This window comes from Micromonospora sp. NPDC049203 (genome assembly GCF_043197215.1).
Taxonomy (GTDB): domain Bacteria; phylum Actinomycetota; class Actinomycetes; order Mycobacteriales; family Micromonosporaceae; genus Micromonospora.
In genome coordinates, this window is record NZ_JBICSV010000013.1 from 79,349 (window position 1) to 98,374 (window position 19,026).

Here is a 19,026-nt window from a genome sequence, read left to right on the forward strand (position 1 = left end):
ACGTGTCCGAGCGACCGGGCTGGTGGATCTACCACGGGACGGGTGTCCCGCACGACGACATCGCCCGGCTGCCGGCACCGCCGCCGTGGCGGTTGTTCGACGACGAGGCCGTCCCCATCTCCCCGTGGGTGGAGGAGTCGGCGGCCGACGCCCGGCGGGGCGAGAACTACCGCCCGGACCGCGACACAGTTGAACTGGTCAACGCCGCCATCCACCTGCGCCGGCCGCTGCTGGTGACCGGCCGTCCCGGCACCGGAAAGTCCACACTGGCCTCTGCCGTCGCCCATGAGCTGGGGCTCGGGCGTCCACTGCGGTGGAACATCACCAGCCGCGTCACGGTAAAGGACGGCCTCTACCAGTACGACCCGCTGGCCCGGCTCTATCAGGCCAGGCGGGACAGCGGGTCCGGGCCCGGCGACGAGCCAGAGGACGTCGGCCGGTTCATCCGCCTCGGCCCGCTCGGCACGGCGCTGCTGCCGGCCGAGCGTCCACGGGTGCTGCTCATCGACGAGATCGACAAGGGTGACCTGGACCTGCCCAACGACCTGCTCGCCATCTTCGAGGAGGGGTCGTACGAGATACCGGAGCTGGTCCGGCAGGCGGATCAGGCCGCCGACGCCGCAGTGATGACAGCGGACAGCACCGAGCGGGTGCCGGTGCGTCACGGCCAGGTCCGCTGCCGGGCCTTCCCGATCATCGTGATGACCAGCAATGGTGAGCGGGACTTCCCGCCAGCGTTCCTGCGCCGGTGCATCCAGGCGACCCTGCCCCAGCCCGAGGCGGAGAAGCTGTCGCGGATCGTCGAGGCGCATCTGGGCACGCTGGCCCCGAGCGGCGCGGAGATCATCCAGCGGTTCCTCAGCCGGCGGGACCACGACGACCTCGCCACGGACCAGCTGCTCAACGCGATCTACCTCACCGACCAGGCGGGACGGACCACGGGTGTGGACCGGGACCAGCTCGCCGACAAGGTGATGGCTCACCTGTCCCGCCGGCCCGATGACGATTGAGCGGCTACGTGCCGCGATCACGGCGGTGGGGGGCGCCCCCACCGCCCGGGACCTCGCCGAGGTCCTATGGCTGAGCCACCACCTCGGCCCGGCGGCGCCGGTGGCCGCTCCCCCGCCGGCCCCGGCCGTCGGGCCGCCGGGCGTGGATGCCGAGCCGGCGGCGCCCGGCGCACCGGCGCCCGCCCGACCGTCCGAACCCCCCGCGCCCGCGCCGGCCCCGCCACCCTCCCGGCCCGCGACCACGCCGCTGCACGCCGCGCCCGCCGCGCCCGGCACGATACGGGCCGGCGAGATCACAGTGCCGCAGTCGGCCTCGCTCGGTGACCGCCTGGGCCTGCAGCGGACCCTGCGACCGCTGACCCGGCGGGTGCCGTCCCCCCGGCAACAGGTCCTCGACGAGGAGGCGACGGTACGCGTCGCGGCCGAGCACCTGCTGGGCGGCCGACCGTGGCCGGCGGTGATGGTCCCGGCGACCGAGCGTTGGCTGGACCTGGCGGTGGTGGTGGACAGCACCGCGTCGATGACGCTATGGCGGGAACTGGCCGGCGAAGTGGTGGACACCCTCGCCGCCGCGGGGGTTTTCCGGCGCGTCGCCCAATGGCGGCTGGACCGGGACGACGCCGGCCGGGCGAGGCTGTCGACCTGGCGTGGCGACCCGCGCACCGGCGCCGAACTGGTAGATCCCAGCGGCCGTCGGGTGATCCTCGTCGTCAGCGACTGCGTGGACCGGATCTGGCACACCGGCGCGGCCGGCGCCCTGCTGCACCGGTGGGCGCGTCGCGGGCCGGTCGCCGTCCTCCAGCCGCTGCCCGAACGGATGTGGTCACGGACCGGCAGCCGGACGACGCCCGGGCTGCTCAGCACGCCCCGTCCCGGCGCGCCCAACTCCGACCTGCGGTTCGAGCCCTTCGACGGGTCCCCGCCACCACGCGGGGCCGTGGTGCCCGTGCTGGAGATCGACTCGGCGTGGTTCGGCCGCTGGACCCGGCTCGTCGCGGGTGCCCCGGCGGTCACCGCGGCCGTCACCGCCGTGACCGGTGAGCAGCGCGACGCCGTCCTCGCCGGACACGGAGGGCACCTCCCGCCCTCGCGGCGGGTCCGGCAGTTCCGCTCCTCGTCCTCGCCCGAGGCCGTCGAACTCGCGGCCTACGTCGCGATGAGTGAGCCGGTGCTGCCGGTCATCCGCTACATCCAGCAGGCGATGTTCCGCCGGGCCACCCCGTCCCAACTCGCCGAGGTGCTGCTCAGCGGTCTGCTGCGGGTGGTGGACGCGCGGACCGGCCGCTACGCGTTCGTCGAGGGTGTGCAGCCGCTCCTGCTGGACACCCTGAGCCGGCCCAAGATGGCCCGCGCGGCCGAACTGCTGGAGCACCTCTCCCGAACCGTCCAGTCGCGGATGGGCGTGGCCCGTACGCACTTCACCGCGCTCACCCCGGGGCCCGGGCACCCCGGGTTCGGACCGGACAGCCGGCCCTTCGCCGTCGTCAACCTCACCGCCCGGGCCCGGCTCGACCGGGCCGGGACGCCGCTGGCCGGCGCGTCCACGCCACGCCCCGCCCCCGACGACGATGCCGGTCCGCTCGCCACGCCCGATCCGGCACCCGGATCCGCGCCTGCCGACGGCATGCGGGACCTGCTCTCACCGTGGCGGCGGGCGGTACGGTGCACCGGCCGCGACCGGGAACTCGCCGAACTGCGTCGCTGGGTGGACCTGCCGGGGCCGTCGTTGCGGGTCGTGACGGGAGGGCCGGGCGTCGGAAAGACCCGGCTGCTGGTCGAACTGATCGCCCAGCTCGATGCCGCCCCGGTAGCGGAGGGCCACACGGACGGACGCCTCGTCGTCACCCTCGCCGGGGGCGGCGAACTGGTCGTGATCGACGAGGCCGAGACCCGGCCGGGGACCGTCCGGCGGGAGCTGGCCAGAGCCGACCGCGTCGCGTCGACCCACCTGCTCCTGATCACGCGGGCCGCCGGTGACTGGTGGCAGGAGCTGCGACGCACCGGCCCGTCGCGGCTCGTCGGCGACGCGACTGTCGACCGGCTGGACCCGCCCTGGCGGGCCGGCCCGCCGCGGCAGAGCGCGCTGCGTGAAGCCCTGCGCGGCCTGTCCCAGGCTCTGGACGCGGCTGCGGGCACGGATCGCTGGCGCGAGCACGGCGAGCGGATGCGGCTGCCCGACGTCGGTGACGACCGGTACGCCACCCCGCTGTCGCTGCACATCGTCGCCCTGCGCATGCTCGTGCGCACCCTGCGCGCACCGGCGCCGGTGACCCCGGAAGACCTGACGGCCGCGCACGCGACGAGGGAACGCCGGTACTGGGAGGACGCAGCTGTCGCCGCGCAGATCTCGTACGCCCGGCCCGGCGAGCTCGACCGGTACGTGGCGGCGGCGACACTGTACGGGGCGGCGACGGCCCGCGACGCCCAGGACCTCATCAGCCGGCTGCGTCCGGACATGGCCACCGACCGGCCGACCCTGCACCGGCTGGCGAACTGGCTGCACGAGCTCTACCCCGGCGGCCCCGAGGGGTACTGGACGCCCGTCACGCCGGACGACCTGCGATCGGAGATCGTGGTGCCCGCCGTCCTGGCCCACCCCGATCTGGTCACCGGCATCCTGGCGGACCGCTCGGCGGACCAGGTCCGGCGGGCGATGCAGATCCTCGGCCCCGGCTGTCACAGGCATCCCCGGCTGGTCGAGCCGGTCTGGAGGGTCGTCCGCGGCCATCCCCCGCTGTTGCTCGCCCTGCTCGAGCAGACCCGGTCCCGGACCTCGGTGCTGCCACCGGTCCTGGTGGACCGGCTACGGCGGCTGGTCGCCGACCCGGACACCCCGGAATCCACACTGCGCGCGGTCGCGGACGGGCTGCCCGACCCGGCGGCCCTCTTCGCCGGTCAGCCGGCATCCGTCTCGGAACGGCTCGTCGCGGGTTTCCGCCGGCTGTCCGACCGGGACCGCTACCTGACCCCGCTGGCGGACGCGCTGGCGCGGCACCGGGAACGGCTGCTGGCCGAGGGCGCGGCCGACGCCGTGACCGACGTCCTCGCCGAGGAGGTCGAGCTGCGGGCCCGGCTGGCGCAGCGGGCCGGGCCGCAGTCCGTCGACCGCGTCGTACGCGCGCTGGCCGCGACGCTCGACGCACAGACCGGCCACCTGGCCCGGACCGGACTGACGACGCAGGCCCTCAGCAGCGCCGACCGCGCAGTCGCCCAGTACCAGCGGTTGATGTCCCGGGGCTCCCGGGACGCCAGGGGGCCGCTGTGCGCCGCGGAGAACCGCCGGGCCCGGGTGCTGGCCGACCTCGAACGCGTCGACGAGGGGTTCGAGGCGGCGCGGCTCGCCATCGCGCACGGACAGGAGGTCGTCGCGGCAGGGGCGCCCGAGGGTGATGATCTGCTGAACGAGGCCCGCGCCACGCTGGCCATGCTGCACCGTCGCAGCGGCGACCCGGCCGCCGCCCTGGCCGTGGAGAACCAGTGCGTCCGCCGCTACCGGGAGCGGTACGCCGCCGAGCCGGACCGGCACGCTGTCGCGCTGGCCCGGGCGCTGCTCCGACAGACCCTGGACCTCGCCGACCTCGGCGCGGCGGACGACGCGTTGGCCACCTGCGAGCAGGCGGTGGCCCTGATCGGCGCCACGGTTCCGGCGCCGGTGGCGGAGATGGCTACCGCACGCCACTGCCAGGCCATGCTCCTGCGGTCCACCGGCCGGGCGGATCAGGCAGCGACGGTGCTGCGGGAGGTGGTCGTCCTGCACCGCCAGCTCGCCACCGGCGACCCGTCCCGCCGTGGCCGGGACCTGGCCGAGGTGCTGCGGCAGCAGGCGTGGATGCTCGCCGAGACGGGCCCGGTGGAGGCGGCGATCGAGGCGCTCACCGAGGCCGGGGACGTGCTGGCCCGGCTGTTCCGGGAGAACCCCGCCGACGCCACCCTGCGCGCCCTTCTGATGGCCAACCACCAGGACCTCGCCGAGACCTGGGACCGGGTGGGCGAGCCTGCGACGGCCGAGCGGCACCGGCAGCGGGCCCGGCTGCTCCGCGAGGCCGGCGGGGCCGCAGGGCAGCCGGGGTCCTAGTCGAGGGCCGTCCACACCGCCCAGAAGGTCTCCAGCAACTGCGCCGCCCAGCGCTGCGCTCCCTGCGGCAGCCCGGCCCGCACCGACCAGGCGGTCCCCGCGCCCGTCGCGGCGGCGGTCAGGGCGAGGATCACCAACCGGTATGCCCGGTAGGAGGGAGGCAGGTCAGCGGAGCGCACGGGCCACCTCCGCACCGACCCCGGGCCGGCCGCGCAGCAGCCAACGCAGCGGCTCCACCGGGGCCGGCTCGTCCCGGCCGCTGAGGAAGTAACCCACCTGGGCGAAGTCCCGGGCGGCCGTGATCACCAACTGGTCCAGTCCCCGCTCGTCGAGCCAGCAGCGGACCCGGTCCGGCGCCGGCATGGTGCCACCGAGCAGGCGCCGCAGGTGGTCGGCTCGGGAGACCACTACCGCGAGGCGGCATCGCCCGGTGTCGACCCCCCGGTTGCGCAGCCATCCCACCACCAGTTCGTAGGCGTCGAGCGGATCGCACGGCTCCGGCACGTCGACGCCACCCACCAGCCCGGCGGCCAGCGGGTCGAGGACGAACACGAAGTGCCGCGTGCCGTAGAGGTAGGCGTACGAACGACAGACGACGGGGTCGAGCAGCCCGCGGGCGGGAGCGTCGAAGAACTGGAGGCGCTGGGCCGTCCCGGTGCCGCCCTGGACGGTCACGGTCACCACCAGTGGCCGCGGCGGCTGTCCCCCGCCCTCCACCCGGCTCACCAGGCACTGCCCGCCGGGGAAGTGGGCGACCAGCCCGGCGGTGAGCGCCTCCACCAACGTGCTCTTGCCGGCTGCCGCCGCGCCGAACAGCGCGATCCGCACCTCGCTGCTCGCCCCGCTGCCATCGGCGAGAGACGTCTGACACTTCGGACAGTACGCCGGCAGCCGGGGGCCGGCCGCGGCCGGCCCGACCGGCAGCTTCCGTCCACATCCGCACCGGCGCCACCGGAGACCCTGAAGCCCGGGACGGAGCATCCGATGCCGCTCGGCTCCCGCCGGCACGTCCCGGCCGTGCCGGCCCGAGCACCGGTACTCGGGAAGGTCGATGAGGAAGTAGCAACGCGGACAGCAGAGACGAGTGCCGCGCCGACGGCGGCGTCGGCGCTCGCCCGCCCGTAACAAGGCGGCCACCGCCAGGGTCCAGAACCAGGCCGGCACCGCCACCAGGGCGACGACCGCGCCGACGAGGAGCAGCGCGGCAACGACCCCCACTGTCAGCCCGGTCAGACCGGCGACCGGCAGCGCGAGCAGGGGCCAGAAGAGGACGATCGTCCAGGTCCTCGACCGGACGGCGGGGCGCGGGACGTCCGGGTCGCGTGCCGGCCCCTGGAGTCGCAGGTGGTAGCGGGGCATGGTGGGCAGGTCCTGCCAACCACGCCGCCACATGCCGCCGACCCGGCCGTGGCAACGCTCCGCCAGGTGCCGAAGGTCGTACCCGGCCTGCCGGTGGGCGTAGTGGACCCAGGCGTAGTCAGGCCGGCGTCCCCGGGGGAGCCGGGCGGTGAACTCGTCGTGCGGGGTCCGTACGCGCGGGACGTCCACCACCCCGCCGAACACGGCAACCGCCTCGGCCAGGCCGAGGGCCAGCCCGGCCAGGACGCCGCCGAGCAGGGCGTAGACGGTCAACGGCGCGATGGTGACAGTGGCCAGCCCGTAGAGCACGACGAGCACCACGAGCGCGGTCAGCAGGAGGACGGCCGGATTGGACACGGTCACCGCCCGTCCGCGCGCCGCCAGCGCATCAGCCTTCGCCGGTCGGCCCGTACGAGGGCGTTCCAGAGTTCCGACCACTTCGGTCCCAGGCTCTCGGCCTGCACCGTCATCTCGCCCAGGCGTTTCTGGGAGCAGCGGGCCACAGCGGTGCGGACCCGCTGGTCGAGGTCGGTCCGGACCCCTGCCTGGATCATCGTGGCGATCTGCGCCGACTGCTGCTCGGCGTTGACCAGGACGAAGGCCAGCACCACGTGGACCGGCCGGGAGTTCATGCCCAGCTCGGCGCGCAGCTTCCGCGAACACGCCTCGGCCAGCCGGGGCGCGTGCAGAAGCACCATGACGGCGGCGGCCACCGCCGGGGAGGCCACAACCTTGTCGCACAGCTCCGGCGTCCGCACCTCCACCAGCTTGGGCGGGAGACGTGCCGCCGCCTGGCCGAGCGCGCCGAGGTCGGGCCGATCGGAGCGCAGCTGATCACGTACGACATCCAGCGCCCGGTACCCGTCGACGGCCTGCGCCACCTCGGGAGGCAGCGTCCACAGCCCGTGCCGGACCAGGATCTGGGCCGCGTCGACGAACTCCGGGTCGGCCTGGTAGCTCAGCACCGTGATGCCCAGGACGTGGAAGGTTCGGGGGTCCAACGGCGTGCCCGCCGGCACCGTCCGCCGCAGCAGGTCGGCCTCGACCCGACTGACCGGCCGTGCACTCCACAGCACGGCCGCCGTCCGGTTCATCATCGACATCCACTGTGGTGCGGCCATCGCGGTCCGCAGACACTGACCCACCAGGTCGTACCGCTGCGACCTGGGCAGGTGCCGCAGCGCGGCCGCCACCACGGCGGCATCCAGTGGTTCGTCCAGTCGCATCGGCTCCCGCAACAGCACGTCCCACCACTGGTCGCCCAGCACGCCGGCCACCGCCGGTTCCGCCAGCAGCCGCCGACCCAGTTCCTGTCGCAGCAGACCGACGACCTCGTCCGCGCAGGCCCAGGTCTGCGGCTCGTACGGACGGTCCGGATGGTCCGCCCAGTCCAGGACGAACTGCCAAAGGCCGGGGCGCAGGTCGGCGGCCGAGGGCCGCAACCCGAACCGTCCGCACAGCCGCAGCAGCGCGTCGAACTGTTCGGGCGGCGCCGTGCGCAGCGCCTCGACGCACGGCCGGAGCGCCCGCTCCTCGTCGTCCCGGGTCCACGCCGGCGGAGCGGGCGGCGCCGGCTCGTCCGGCACCCGTCCCGTTGCCGCCACCTCCCGCCGCTCCGCGTCGATGAGGGCCGTCCGGACCCGGACCGCGTGCCGGCCGGGGGTGACGGTCCGGCCGGCCTCGTCGAGGTCGCGCAACACACTCGCGGGCCACCGGTCGACGTGCTCCAGCAGCAGGTCGACGATTCCGCCGCCGTACCGGCGCACCAGCGGCGGAGGCCCGTGCCGCAGCCACGAAACCAGCGGCCCGACATCCTCCCGTTCGGGCAGGCGACGCAGGATCGCGGCCAGCGCCACCTCGGTCCCGGCCTCGCCGGGCAGCCCGGCCGCGGCCGCCACCTCCACCGCGTCGACCACGTCCAGGGGGTCCTCGGTGAGGAAGAGCTCGGTCCACCACCGTGCCTCGGGCGTCTCGGGCGTCGGTGTCCACACCTGCCGGACCAGGTCGACCACCAGGAACCCCTGGTCGTTGTCGAGGTCGGCGGCCGGGCCGGCCCAGTCGGGATGCACGGCCAGGATCCGCTGCGGCGCATACGCGGGGTCCAGCGTGAACACCTTGAAGCCGGTCCGCAGGGCGACCCGCTGCGGCAGGAGCAGTGTCACAGCTGTCACCCAGCGCAGCACCTCAGCCGGCTCCTGCGCGACGAAGAGGATCCGCCGGCCGGCGCCGTCCCGCAGGGTCGACAACAGGGCGGTGAGCAGAGCGGCGCCTTCCGGGGATCCACGCACGAACGCCTGGGCGTCCACCGCGCCCAACGGGCCCGGCTGCCAGCCCGCCTCGATCGGCGGGCAGCCGGGCCCGTCCGCCGGCTCGCTTGTCCAGAACGGCGCCCCGAACAGCTGGGCCGGGCGGACCAGGCCGTAGGAGGCCGGGTCGCTTGTCACGATCGCGTGGGTGAGATGGTTGCCCTCGCGCCCTCCGCCGCTCTCCCTGCCGAGGTACACGCCGGTCGCGGTGGCCAGGAGCCCGTCCCAGACGTGGGCGAAGGAGACGGGATAGGTGTTTGCCGCACGCCGCTCCCGCATCCACCGGGGCGGCGGCTCGTAGAGCAGGCAGTGTTGCACCACCGCCTCCGCGCCCTGGTCCGCGCCGGTGGACCGGGACTGGAATTGCAGTCCCGGTGTGCCGAGCAGCCCCTGACCTTCGCGGCAGTCGGTGTAGATGAGGGTGTCGAACCGCCCGGTCATTCAGTCCTGCCGGGGCACGACGCCGAACCGGTTGAGACTGAGCAGCCACAGCAGCGGCTCGTCCACCCGGTAGGGGCGGACACCGCCGGGCTCGACGAGCGCGTTGTCGTAGTCGGGCGGCGCGCCGAGCGCGGAGACGCAGAAGTAGCGGAACGTCCGGTAGTTCTGTCGCAGGAGCTGCTCGATGTCGTCGCCCTTCCAGCTGCGGAGCAACGCGGCTACGGCCTCGTGGGTGGCCCGGCCCAGCCGCTCGTCGTACGCGGGCCCGGGCCGCGGCTCCTGGCAGAGCGGGTGTTCCCGTCCCAGGACGTCGAAGAAGGCGTCCATCTTGGCGAACGCGACAGCGACCGGCTTGCCGATGCGCTCGCTCCCGCTGACCCCGGTGCTGGCGCGCAGGCTCTGGGTGAGCCGGTCCACCACCTCGATGGTCTCCTCGGTGGAGCGGATCGCGGATCGGGGAAGCCGCAGCCGCTCCCGGGCCTCCGGGAGCATGAACGGGTCGAGCAGCAGGATCAGCCCGTCCGCGGCGCCGACGTACGCCAGGTCGTGTGCGCCACTGAGGCTCCCGACGTCCTCCCCCGCCGTGTCGTGGAAGGACAGGTAACTGGTGCGGTAGGTGGTGCGGCCCCACTTGCGGTGCTCGCTGCGCCACTCGAAGACCAGGGGCTCGCGACGGCGTTCCCGGTTCGGTGCGGTCTGCGCCGGCAGCTTGTGTTCGGTGAACATCCGTTCCACGTTGTCGGCGAGCCAGCGCGACGGCGACTCCGACCCGCCCTGCCGGTCGCCGGTCATCCGGATGCCCGCGCCGAACCGCCGGCGCAGTTCCGCCGAGCGCAGCTGCCGGGCGAGCACGGTCAGGTAGACCGACTTGCCGGTGCCCTTACCGCCGAACATCGCGATCATCGGGCTGGCCGAGTGCCCGAAGTTGGGCGGTAGCGGGGTGTGGCACTCCGGGCATGCGCGGACGCCGGTACGCCCGCCGCAGTGCGGGCACAGCGCCAGGCGTGCCGGACGCAACCGCTGGGTACGGGGCGGCGCGAAGGTGGGCAGTACCGCCGAGCCGAACCCGGTCCTGCGCCGGCGTTGCTCGTCGACCCGCGTCCGGCATCCGTCATGGTCGGCGTCGCCCTGGCCGAGACACTGGAACCACAACGCCGTGCCGTCGATGCGTTCATAGCAGAACGGGCATACCACCTCAGACAACTCAGGTCACCTTCATCGATCCGACAGTGGGCAGGGCGACCACGGTGGGCACCGGGCCGTGGACGAAACAGCGGATCCAGTACGGATGCGCGCGCCGCGGCAGCGACGGCACCGCCACCTCCAGGTCGTGCGGCCGCTCGGGGCGCAGCTCCAGGTGTTCGGCGACGGCCAGCACGGACCCCTCTTCGACGCTTCCCGGCATGGTGGGCTCCGAGCCGAGCACCACGGTCGCCGTCACGCCGACGAGCACGGCGTCCGCCTGGAGCCGGACGGTGATCCGCCGTCGTCCCGCCCGCCAGAGCGGGCTGCGGTGCAACGAGTAGGAGACAGCCACCGGGCGCGCCGGCAGGGTGACCTCCCGTACCGCCGACCGCACCTCGTCGCCGACGACGTCAGTCACGACGACGACCCGGGCCACCGACTGTCGTGTGCCGGCGGGGATCCGGAAGCCGTTCGCGCCGGCGTAGGCCGACCGGGTCACCTCGTGACGCATGGTCCCGCCCGGGGCGGGCCACTCCACGACGGCCCGCCGCGCCCCGTGCGGCCAGATCCAGGTGAGGACGACGTCCTCGCCCCGCCGTTCCGCCTGCAGCCGTCGCACCGGCTCGGCGATGCCGAGCGCCACGAACCGGCCAGCGGTCAGCCGCTCCCCGTCGATCACGAAGGGCACGTAGAGGTGGTAGCCGACGGGGACCTCGGCGACGAAACCGGTCTCACCGTCACTGGTCTCCCTGGCGCCGGTCAGCTCCTCGCCGAAGGTGTCCAAGACCGTCATCGGCAGCGCGGAACCCACCGTCCAGGGCGGCGGCGAGGCGCAGCGGTGCACGCGGACCTCTCGGCCACCGGCGTCCGGCCACGACACGCGTACCCGGCACCGGTCGCCGCGAGCACCAAGCACCGACACGGTCAGCTCTGGGACTCCTGCCGTGGTGGCGGACCCGGTGTCGCCGGCCGTGGTGGACTCGCGGTCCGCCCCTGCTCCCCCTGCGGTGTCGGCAGGTCGCACGGGGGACGTGGTGGCCCCGGCCGGATCCTCCAGGCGAGCCAGGACGAACGAGCGGACCTCGGCCTGCCAGGACGGATCCACCGCGCCGCCGCCTGCCCTCACCGGCGCCGGACCCGTGGTGGGCGGTGGCGCGGCGAAGTGCCGGGCCTCCGCCATCGCGTCGCGTATTCGCCTCCGCATCGATTCCCGCGGCCGCGACGCCCTGGCGCCGTGCTCCTGCCACCAGGCCGGATCAGTCATGGAGTCACCGACGGTGCGGATCAGCTCCTCGTCGGCCCGGATGAGCAGCCGGCAGATCTCCGCCCGGCTGTCCGGTCCGACGGCGCTGTCCTGCCAGAAGCGGCGTACGACGGTCAGGTGACGGATCAGTTCCGCGCGGGTCCAGCCCGGCTCCACCGCGTAGCGGGCGGCAAGGTCACCGGGGGGAAGGCGCCCGTGGTGACCCCGCAGAGGCTTGATGACCTCGCGGTCGTAACGCTCGGCGTCGAACGCCATGGGTCAGCGAGGACTCGGGCGACGGGGAGCGGGGCGGGGTCCAGGCGAGCGGCCGCCGGTCAGGTCCGGCGCCCACGTCCATGCATGCACATCGGTGAGATCATCACAGCCCGGCGGGTGATCACAAGCAACTGTCGTCGGCTGGACAGATCATCGGTGGCGCGACGAACTCCGCCCCCGGCCGGGGCCGGGGGCGGAGTCGGCGTCGGTGTGCATGTCGCCTCTCGGCGAGTGGCGCGACGCGGCTCCAGCCGAACGGTATTCCGCGAAGGCAATTTAGGTGAGGCCCGGGGACACTGAACACACCGACGCTCTGCACAACGGTACCGGGGTCACGGTTCTTCCGCTCGTTCGTCGTGACCCCGGTCACCGCCGGGTCAGCTGTTCCAGTGCTGGGCGACGAGGTCGGCGGCCTGCTGTTCCCACTGGGCGTAGTGGTCGGGGTAGGCCGACACCTGGACGGTCTGGGCGGCCTTGGTCAGTGGCATGTCCTTCCAGCCGTCGACCTGCTTGAGACCCTTCAGGAACGCGGTCGTGGAGTACTCGGGGTCGGTGATCTGCTCCACCGTGCCCCAGCCGCTGGAGGGACGCTGCTGGAACAGGCCCTGCGAATCGTGGTCGTTACGGTCGCCGAGGTGGCCGAGGTTCTCCAGCTTCGACTCCTGCAGGGCGGTGGCGATCGACACGACGGCGGCACGTTCGTCCATGCCGGCCTTCTTCGTCGCCGCGATGATCGCCTTGACGTTGGCGGTCTGCTCGTCGGTCAGGTCGATGTGGGACTGGGTGCCCTGGACGCCGTGCGGGATGAGCGTGGCGGTGTCGAGCGTGGCCGCCTGCGTCGTGGTGACGGCGGTGTCCCGGGTGGTGGGGGTGCTGTCGGTGTGGTTGAGGGGGCCGGCGGCGAGGCCACCGGCGACGGTCAGACCGGCGATACCGAGGATGCTCTTACGCAGGATGCTGTTCATGGGGGGCTCCATTCGGGGGTCGACGCCCGCGCCGTGAAGGGGGGATGCGGTGCGGGTGCGAGCACCGTCAGGCGCTCTTCAAAAAAAGGGGGGTCGGTCCGGTTCACGCCGCGCCCGCTCACGCCGGACGGCGCGGGGCTGAGGTCGTGGCCGGAGGTATGTGCAACGACCACCGGCCCACCCGTCATTCCCGGGGCCGTGCCGCCCACCCCGGCTGGGGTGCGGGAGGCGCGCTGCTGCGGTCGTGCACCAGGTATAACGCCCCGGCCCGGTCCCCGATTCCGCCACCGGGGTGTCCCCGACCACCCCCAAACCCCGACACCCCGCCCACCCGCGGACACCGTCACCTACCCGCCCGATCCCGTCCACTCGCTCCCGCACCGCACCGCACCGCGCCGCCCTGGGCTGGGCTGGGCTGGGCTGGGCTGGGCTGGGCTGGGCTGGGCTGGGCTGGGCTGGGCTGGGCTGGTGATCATGAAGTTGACGGCATCAGGTGTCCGTTTTGCCGCCGCCAACCTCATGATCGACGACCGGGGGCGGACCGGCTCGACCCCACGAGAGAGATCTTGGAAGGAAACGGCCCTCATGGGGGCCAAAATCCTCCAAGATCTCAACCGCCCCAGCCCACTCCCCATTCGAGCCCTCGCAGAAGCCGGATGTCCGCTTTGTCCACGCCGACCCGGCAACGTCGCACAGTCCGACCCCCGGCGCGGACCGCACCGCCCCCCGCGCCCGCCCCGGCAGGAGATCTTGGTACGGGACCGCCCCGATGAGGGCGGTTCTGCACCAAGATCTCCTGGCGAGCCCAGTTGATCATGAAATAGGCGGGGACGAATCGGGCGGCGGGTGCCGCTAATTTCATGATCGACGGGTTGAGGGGTGGGCGGGAGCGGGGGGAACGGCGCCGGGTTGGGGTTACCCTGATGCCATGTCGGTCAGCACGCACGCGTACCTCGCCCGTCCCGGGCGACCCGCCGTGGTGGCGCGCACCCTCGACGAGCTGGCCGGTCCCACCACGGGCATCGTCGAGCTGCCGGTACGCCTGATGTGGAGCAGCGAACGCGCGTTCGACCTGGGCGACCCCGACGAGCTGCTCTGGATGTACGAGAACGTGCTGCGCGAGACGACCCGCGTGGAGGACCTGCGCGAGCTGATCCACGCGGGCACGTTGCGCCGGTTGTGGCCGCTGCTCAACCTGCCCCGGGGCGTACGCCTGGCCTGGGAGGGCCGGCACCGGAGCCTGCTCCCGGCGTGACCCACCCGCACGAGTTCTACCGGCAGGTGGCCCGGGTGGCCCTGGCCGCCGCGGGCCCGCACCGCTTCGTGCTCGGCGGCGGCGTCGCGTGGGCCGCGCACGGCCTGGTCACCCGCCCCACCGAGGACGTCGACCTGTTCGCCGACGTGGAGGGCGCCGCCGCCGCTGCGGCCGACGGGGTACGCGCGGCGCTGGAACGGGCCGGCTACCGGGTGACCGAGGTGGATCCGGGCGGGCTGGGCGAGGTGTTCGACGGCTTCGACCGGGATCTGCGCGACTTCGTGGTGAGCCGGGACGGGCGGCAGATCCGGCTCAGCCTGGCCCGCCTGGACCGGCACCGCAGCCCGGTGGTGATGGATCTCGGTCCGGTCATGGACGTGCGCGACCTGATCGCCAACAAGACCGCCGCACTGGTGAACCGGCGGGAGGTACGCGACTACATCGACGTGTCCGCCGCGCTGGACCGGTACACGGTGGCGCAGTTGCTGGAGCTGGCTCGGCAGGTGGACCCGGCGCTGGACGACGAGGACGTGCGCGCGGCGGGCCGCTACCTCGACGGCCTGGCCGACCGGCGGTTCACCCGCTACGGCCTGGACGCGCCGGGCATCGCCGAGGTACGCCGCCGGATGGCCGCCTGGCCCCGCTGAGCAGCGGAACCAGACGGCCGGCGCGGAGCAGACGGCCGCCAAGGGGGCCGGGCGGGCGACGGCTCACTTCGTCGGGCGGCCACCGGTGACGCCGAGGATCTCGCCGGTGACGTAGCTGGACTCCTGCGAGGCGAAGTAGACGTACGCGGGCGCCAGCTCGGCCGGCTGACCGGGGCGGCCCAGCGGCGTGTCGGTGCCGAACTCCTTCACCTTCTCCTCCGGCATGGTGGCCGGGATCAGCGGCGTCCAGATCGGGCCGGGCGCCACCGCGTTGACCCGGATGCCGCGCTCGGCCAGGTTCTGCGCGAGCGCCTTGGTGAAGTTGGCGATGGCGGCCTTGGTGGTGGCGTAGTCGAGCAGCTGCGGCGACGGGTCGAACGCCTGGATCGACGACGTGTTGATGATCGTCGAGCCTTCCTTCATGTGCGGCACCGCGAACTTGCAGAGCCAGAACATGGCGTACACGTTGGTCTTGAAGACCCGGTCGAACTGCTCGGTGGTGATGTCGAGCAGGCCGTTGTCCTGCGACATCTGGTACGCCGCGTTGTTGACCAGGATGTCGACGCCGCCGAGGTCGCGTACCGCCTGGTCGACCAGGGCGCGGCAGTTGTCCTCCTCGCGCAGGTCGCACCGGACCGCGACGCCGGTGCGCCCGGCCCGCTCGATCAGGGCGACCGTCTCCCGGGCGTCCTTCTCCTCCTCGTCGGCGAGGTAGGTGACGAGCACGTCGGCGCCCTCGCGGGCGAACGCGATCGCCACGGCCCGGCCGATGCCGGAGTCACCGCCGGTGATGATCGCGCGCTTGCCGGTGAGCCGGTCGCTGCCCCGGTACGACTCCTCACCGTGGTCGGGCTTCGGCCCCATCTCCTGCTCGTTGCCGGGCGGCGTCTGCTGTTGCGACGGCTGGCCCGCGCGCTGTCCGTACTGCTCGGCCGGGTGCTGCTGGGTGAACTGGTCCTCGCTCATGGATGCGCCCCTACCCCGGTGACCGGCGGGAAAACAGCAGCGCGTGACCGGAAGGGAAACAGTTCGGGCCGGTGTGGCGCAGGTGACATGTGGTGGTTATGGTGCGCAGCGGCGCCCACGAGGCGCGTACCCCCCATTCGGAAAGGCACCTCATGACCTCCTCCTCCGGCGCCTCGCGGCGCCAGGTGCTGGCCGTCGCGGCCGCCGCCGCGACCGCTCCCCTGCTGGCCGGCGCGCCCGCCGGGGCGAAGCCGAAGCAGCCGAAGACCTGGGACCTGACGATCCTCGGCACGTCGGACACCCACGGCAACGTCTACAACTGGGACTACTACAGGGACGCGGAGTTCGACGACAGCAAGCACAACGACGTCGGCGTCGCGAAGCTCGCCACACTGGTCAACCAGATCCGCGCCGAGCGCACGGGCCGGGCCACGCTGGTCCTGGACGCCGGTGACACCATCCAGGGCACGCCGCTGGCGACGTACTACGCCAAGCAGGAGCCGATCACCAGCACCGGTGAGACGCACCCGATGGCCCGCGCCATGAACATCCTCGAGTACGACGCGGTGACGCTCGGCAACCACGAGTTCAACTACGGCCTGCCGCTGCTGGCGACCTGGATCGAGCAGCTCGGCTTCCCGGCCCTCGCCGCGAACGCGCTGAACGCCAAGACCGGCAAGCCGGCCTTCCTCCCGTACGTGATCAAGGAGGTCAAGCTCGGCGGGCACGGCGCACCGAAGCTGCGCGTGGGCATCCTCGGCCTGACCAACCCCGGCGTGGCCATCTGGGACAAGGGCAACGTCGAGGGCCGCCTGGTCTTCGCCGACATGGTCGCCACCGCCGCGAAGTGGGTGCCGGAGATGCGCCGGCGTGGCGCCGACCTGGTGGTCATCTCCGCCCACGGCGGCGACAGCGGCACCTCCAGCTACGGCCCGGAGCTGCCGAACGAGAACCCGACCGCGCTGATCGCCGAGCAGGTCCCCGGCATCGACGCGATCCTGTTCGGCCACGCGCACAACGAGGTGCCGGAGAAGTTCGTCACCAACCGAACCACCGGCGAGCGGGTCCTCACCTCGGAGCCGTCGAAGTGGGGCCAGCGGCTGACCCGGATGGACTTCACGCTGACCCGGGAGAAGGGCCGCTGGACGGTCACCGCCAAGTCGGCAACCACGCTCAACACAAACACCGTGGTCGAGGACCCGGCGGTGCTCGCGGCCGTACGCGGCCAGCACGCCAAGACCGTCGAGTACGTCAACCGGGTCGTCGCGCGGTCCAGCGTGGAACTGTCCGCCGCCGAGTCGCGGTACAAGGACACCCCGATCCTGGACTTCATCAACCACGTCCAGACCGAGGTCGTCACCGAGGCCCTCGGCGGCGGCGAGTACGCGGGCCTGCCGGTGCTGTCCATCGCCGCGCCGTTCAGCCGCACCGCGGTGTTCCCGCAGGGCGACGTGCGCATCCGCGACGTGGCGGGCCTCTACGTGTACGACAACACGCTGGAGGCGGTCGTGCTGACCGGCGCCGAGGTGAAGGCGTACCTGGAGTACTCGGCGAAGTACTTCAAGACCTTCCCGGTCGGCACCACTGTCGACGTCGAGAACATCAACGACACCAACGTGCCGGACTACAACTACGACGTGTTCTCCGGCGTCGACTACGACATCGACATCGCCAGGCCGGTCGGGCAGCGGATCACCCGCCTGGTGCTGGCCGGCACCGACACGCCGGTCGCGGCGGACGCCCGGTTCGTGGTGGCGGTGAACAACTACCGGCGCAGCGGCGGCGGCAACTTCCCGGGCATCGTGAAGACCCAGGTCTACAACGCCCAGCAGGAGATCCGCCAGTTGCTCATCGACTGGGCGCAGGCCAGGGGCGTCATCGACCCGGCCGACTTCTTCGTACCCAACTGGAAGCTGGTCCGCGACGGCGTGCCGGTCTTCTGACCGTGGGGCGGCGGGGTCCGGGCGGGTGCCCGGGCCCCGTCAGCCGCCCGCGCGCAGATGCCACTCCGACTCCCCGCCGACCGGGTCCGGCCGGTCCGGCGGGAACTCGGTCTCGGCGGACTCGATCCGCTCCTCCGGGCGCACCCGGACCGGCAGTTCGCCGAAGCGGACGTGCCGCAGGAACGCGTACTCCTCGTCGGTGAACGACTCGGCCGGCTCGCTCATGACCGCATTGTGCGCCCACCCCTCAGGTCCCCGCATCAACCGCTCCGGCAGGGGTATGCCGCCGCGACGATTCGGCGACGAGGTGGAGGAGCCATGCGCGCAGTACGGATGACCGCACCCGGTGTGCTGGAGCACACGGAGGTGCCCACGCCGCAGGCCGGCCCCGGCGAGGTGCTGCTGCGCGTCGGCGCGGTCGGCGCCTGTCACTCCGACCTGCACATCCTCGACGCGCCGGCCGGGGTGTTCCCGGTCCCGATCACGCTCGGCCACGAGGTCGCCGGCACCGTCGACACGGTCGGCGCCGGTGTGGACGGCTGGTCGCCCGGCGATCGGGCCGCCGTCTACGGCATCATCGGCTGCGGCCGGTGCCGGGCCTGCCTGCACGGCGAGGAGAACCGCTGCCGGGTCACCCCGGTCGGCGGCATCGGGCTCAGCCGCGACGGCGGGCTCGCCGAGTACGTGGTGGTGCCCGCGTCCCGGCTACTGCCTGTCGGTGACATGGACCTGACCCAGGCGGCGCCGCTGACCGACGCCGGGCTGACCCCGTACCACGCGGTGGACCTGGCACGGCCCCGGCTGCGGCCCGGCACCTCCTGCGTGGTGATCGGCATCGGCGGCCTGGGGCACATGGGGTTGCAGATCCTGCTGGCCACCACCGCGGTGCGGGTCGTCGCGGTGGACACCAACACCGCCGCGCTGGACCTGGCCACCCGGCTCGGCGCGCACCACACCGTGCAGGCCGGCCCGGACGCGGTGGAGAGGATCCGCGAGCTGGTCGGGCCGGCGCCGGACGGCGCGGACGTGGTGCTCGACTTCGTCGGCGCGCAGCCCACCCTGGACACCGCCCGGCAGGTGGTCGCCACCGGCGGGCAGATCCTGCTGGTCGGCCTGGCCGGCGGCACCCTGCCGGTACGGCCGGTCGCCGACGAGCCGCCGCCGGTGCCGTTCGAGGCCGGTGTGGTGGTGCCGTTCTGGGGCACCCGCGCCGAACTGCAGGAGGTGATCGCGCTGGCCCACGACGGCCGGCTGCACGCCGACGTGCACACGTTCCCCCTGGCCGAGGCGCCGCGGGCGTACGAGGCGCTGCGCCGGGGCGAGGTGCGGGGGCGGGCGGTCATCGTCCCCTGACG

At 73.3% G+C, this 19,026-nt stretch carries 14 protein-coding genes; 6 read left to right on the top strand and 8 right to left on the bottom strand.

Features of this window, described 5'->3' with window-relative positions; genetic code table 11:
• The first annotated feature begins 2 nt into the window (after positions 1-2).
• Together ACGFIA_RS26280 and ACGFIA_RS26285 are read left to right on the top strand one after the other, a co-directional pair.
• Positions 3-1,010, top strand: a complete 1,008-nt coding sequence (locus tag ACGFIA_RS26280) for a MoxR family ATPase (RefSeq protein ID WP_357387483.1) — start codon at positions 3-5, stop codon at positions 1,008-1,010.
• On the top strand, positions 1,000-5,085 hold the full coding sequence (locus ACGFIA_RS26285) for an SAV_2336 N-terminal domain-related protein (RefSeq protein WP_393262616.1): 4,086 nt from the start codon (positions 1,000-1,002) through the stop codon (positions 5,083-5,085). Before ACGFIA_RS26280 ends, ACGFIA_RS26285 begins: the two co-directional genes overlap by 11 nt.
• Here ACGFIA_RS26285 and ACGFIA_RS26290 read toward each other — a convergent pair.
• The 6 genes from ACGFIA_RS26290 to ACGFIA_RS26315 form a co-directional block, all read right to left on the bottom strand.
• Positions 5,082-5,264 carry a hypothetical protein gene (locus tag ACGFIA_RS26290; protein WP_357389797.1) on the bottom strand — a complete coding sequence of 61 codons (183 nt, stop codon included), beginning with the start codon at positions 5,262-5,264 and terminating at the stop codon, positions 5,082-5,084. The genes ACGFIA_RS26285 and ACGFIA_RS26290 overlap by 4 nt on opposite strands.
• Positions 5,251-6,807, bottom strand: coding sequence for a hypothetical protein (locus ACGFIA_RS26295; protein WP_393262619.1), 1,557 nt, complete (start codon positions 6,805-6,807; stop codon positions 5,251-5,253). The genes ACGFIA_RS26290 and ACGFIA_RS26295 overlap by 14 nt, the downstream gene beginning before the upstream one ends.
• A complete protein-coding gene (locus ACGFIA_RS26300) occupies positions 6,804-9,191 on the bottom strand; it encodes a GTPase-associated protein 1-related protein (RefSeq protein ID WP_357389801.1) in 2,388 nt (795 codons plus the stop codon). Before ACGFIA_RS26300 ends, ACGFIA_RS26295 begins: the two co-directional genes overlap by 4 nt.
• Positions 9,192-10,394, bottom strand: a complete 1,203-nt coding sequence (locus ACGFIA_RS26305; protein WP_357389803.1) for a zinc ribbon domain-containing protein — start codon at positions 10,392-10,394, stop codon at positions 9,192-9,194. It lies immediately after the preceding gene.
• A 1-nt stretch (position 10,395) separates the two neighbouring features.
• Positions 10,396-11,895, bottom strand: a complete 1,500-nt coding sequence (locus ACGFIA_RS26310) for a hypothetical protein (protein ID WP_357389805.1) — start codon at positions 11,893-11,895, stop codon at positions 10,396-10,398.
• A gap of 377 nt (positions 11,896-12,272) precedes the next feature.
• Positions 12,273-12,860 carry a hypothetical protein gene (locus ACGFIA_RS26315; RefSeq protein WP_357389807.1) on the bottom strand — a complete coding sequence of 196 codons (588 nt, stop codon included), beginning with the start codon at positions 12,858-12,860 and terminating at the stop codon, positions 12,273-12,275.
• Positions 12,861-13,788: 928 nt separating this feature from the next.
• On the opposite strand from ACGFIA_RS26315, the gene ACGFIA_RS26320 reads away from it, so the two are divergent.
• Positions 13,789-14,115, top strand: coding sequence for a hypothetical protein (locus tag ACGFIA_RS26320; protein ID WP_357389809.1), 327 nt, complete (start codon positions 13,789-13,791; stop codon positions 14,113-14,115).
• On the top strand, positions 14,112-14,762 hold the full coding sequence (locus tag ACGFIA_RS26325; protein WP_357389811.1) for a nucleotidyl transferase AbiEii/AbiGii toxin family protein: 651 nt from the start codon (positions 14,112-14,114) through the stop codon (positions 14,760-14,762). The genes ACGFIA_RS26320 and ACGFIA_RS26325 overlap by 4 nt, the downstream gene beginning before the upstream one ends.
• A 63-nt stretch (positions 14,763-14,825) precedes the next feature.
• Here the strand turns inward: ACGFIA_RS26325 and ACGFIA_RS26330 are convergent, their stop codons facing one another.
• Positions 14,826-15,728, bottom strand: a complete 903-nt coding sequence (locus ACGFIA_RS26330; protein WP_393262624.1) for an SDR family oxidoreductase — start codon at positions 15,726-15,728, stop codon at positions 14,826-14,828.
• 152 nt (positions 15,729-15,880) lie between these two features.
• Between ACGFIA_RS26330 and ACGFIA_RS26335 the strand changes: the two genes are divergently transcribed.
• Positions 15,881-17,671 carry a bifunctional metallophosphatase/5'-nucleotidase gene (locus ACGFIA_RS26335; RefSeq protein ID WP_393262627.1) on the top strand — a complete coding sequence of 597 codons (1,791 nt, stop codon included), beginning with the start codon at positions 15,881-15,883 and terminating at the stop codon, positions 17,669-17,671.
• Between the two features lie 39 nt (positions 17,672-17,710).
• Here ACGFIA_RS26335 and ACGFIA_RS26340 read toward each other — a convergent pair whose 3' ends face one another.
• Complete coding sequence (locus tag ACGFIA_RS26340; protein WP_357389817.1) at positions 17,711-17,896, bottom strand: hypothetical protein; 186 nt, start codon at positions 17,894-17,896, stop codon at positions 17,711-17,713.
• A 93-nt stretch (positions 17,897-17,989) separates the two neighbouring features.
• Between ACGFIA_RS26340 and ACGFIA_RS26345 the strand changes: the two genes are divergently transcribed.
• Positions 17,990-19,024, top strand: a complete 1,035-nt coding sequence (locus tag ACGFIA_RS26345) for an NAD(P)-dependent alcohol dehydrogenase (protein ID WP_393262629.1) — start codon at positions 17,990-17,992, stop codon at positions 19,022-19,024.
• Positions 19,025-19,026: the final 2 nt, after the last annotated feature.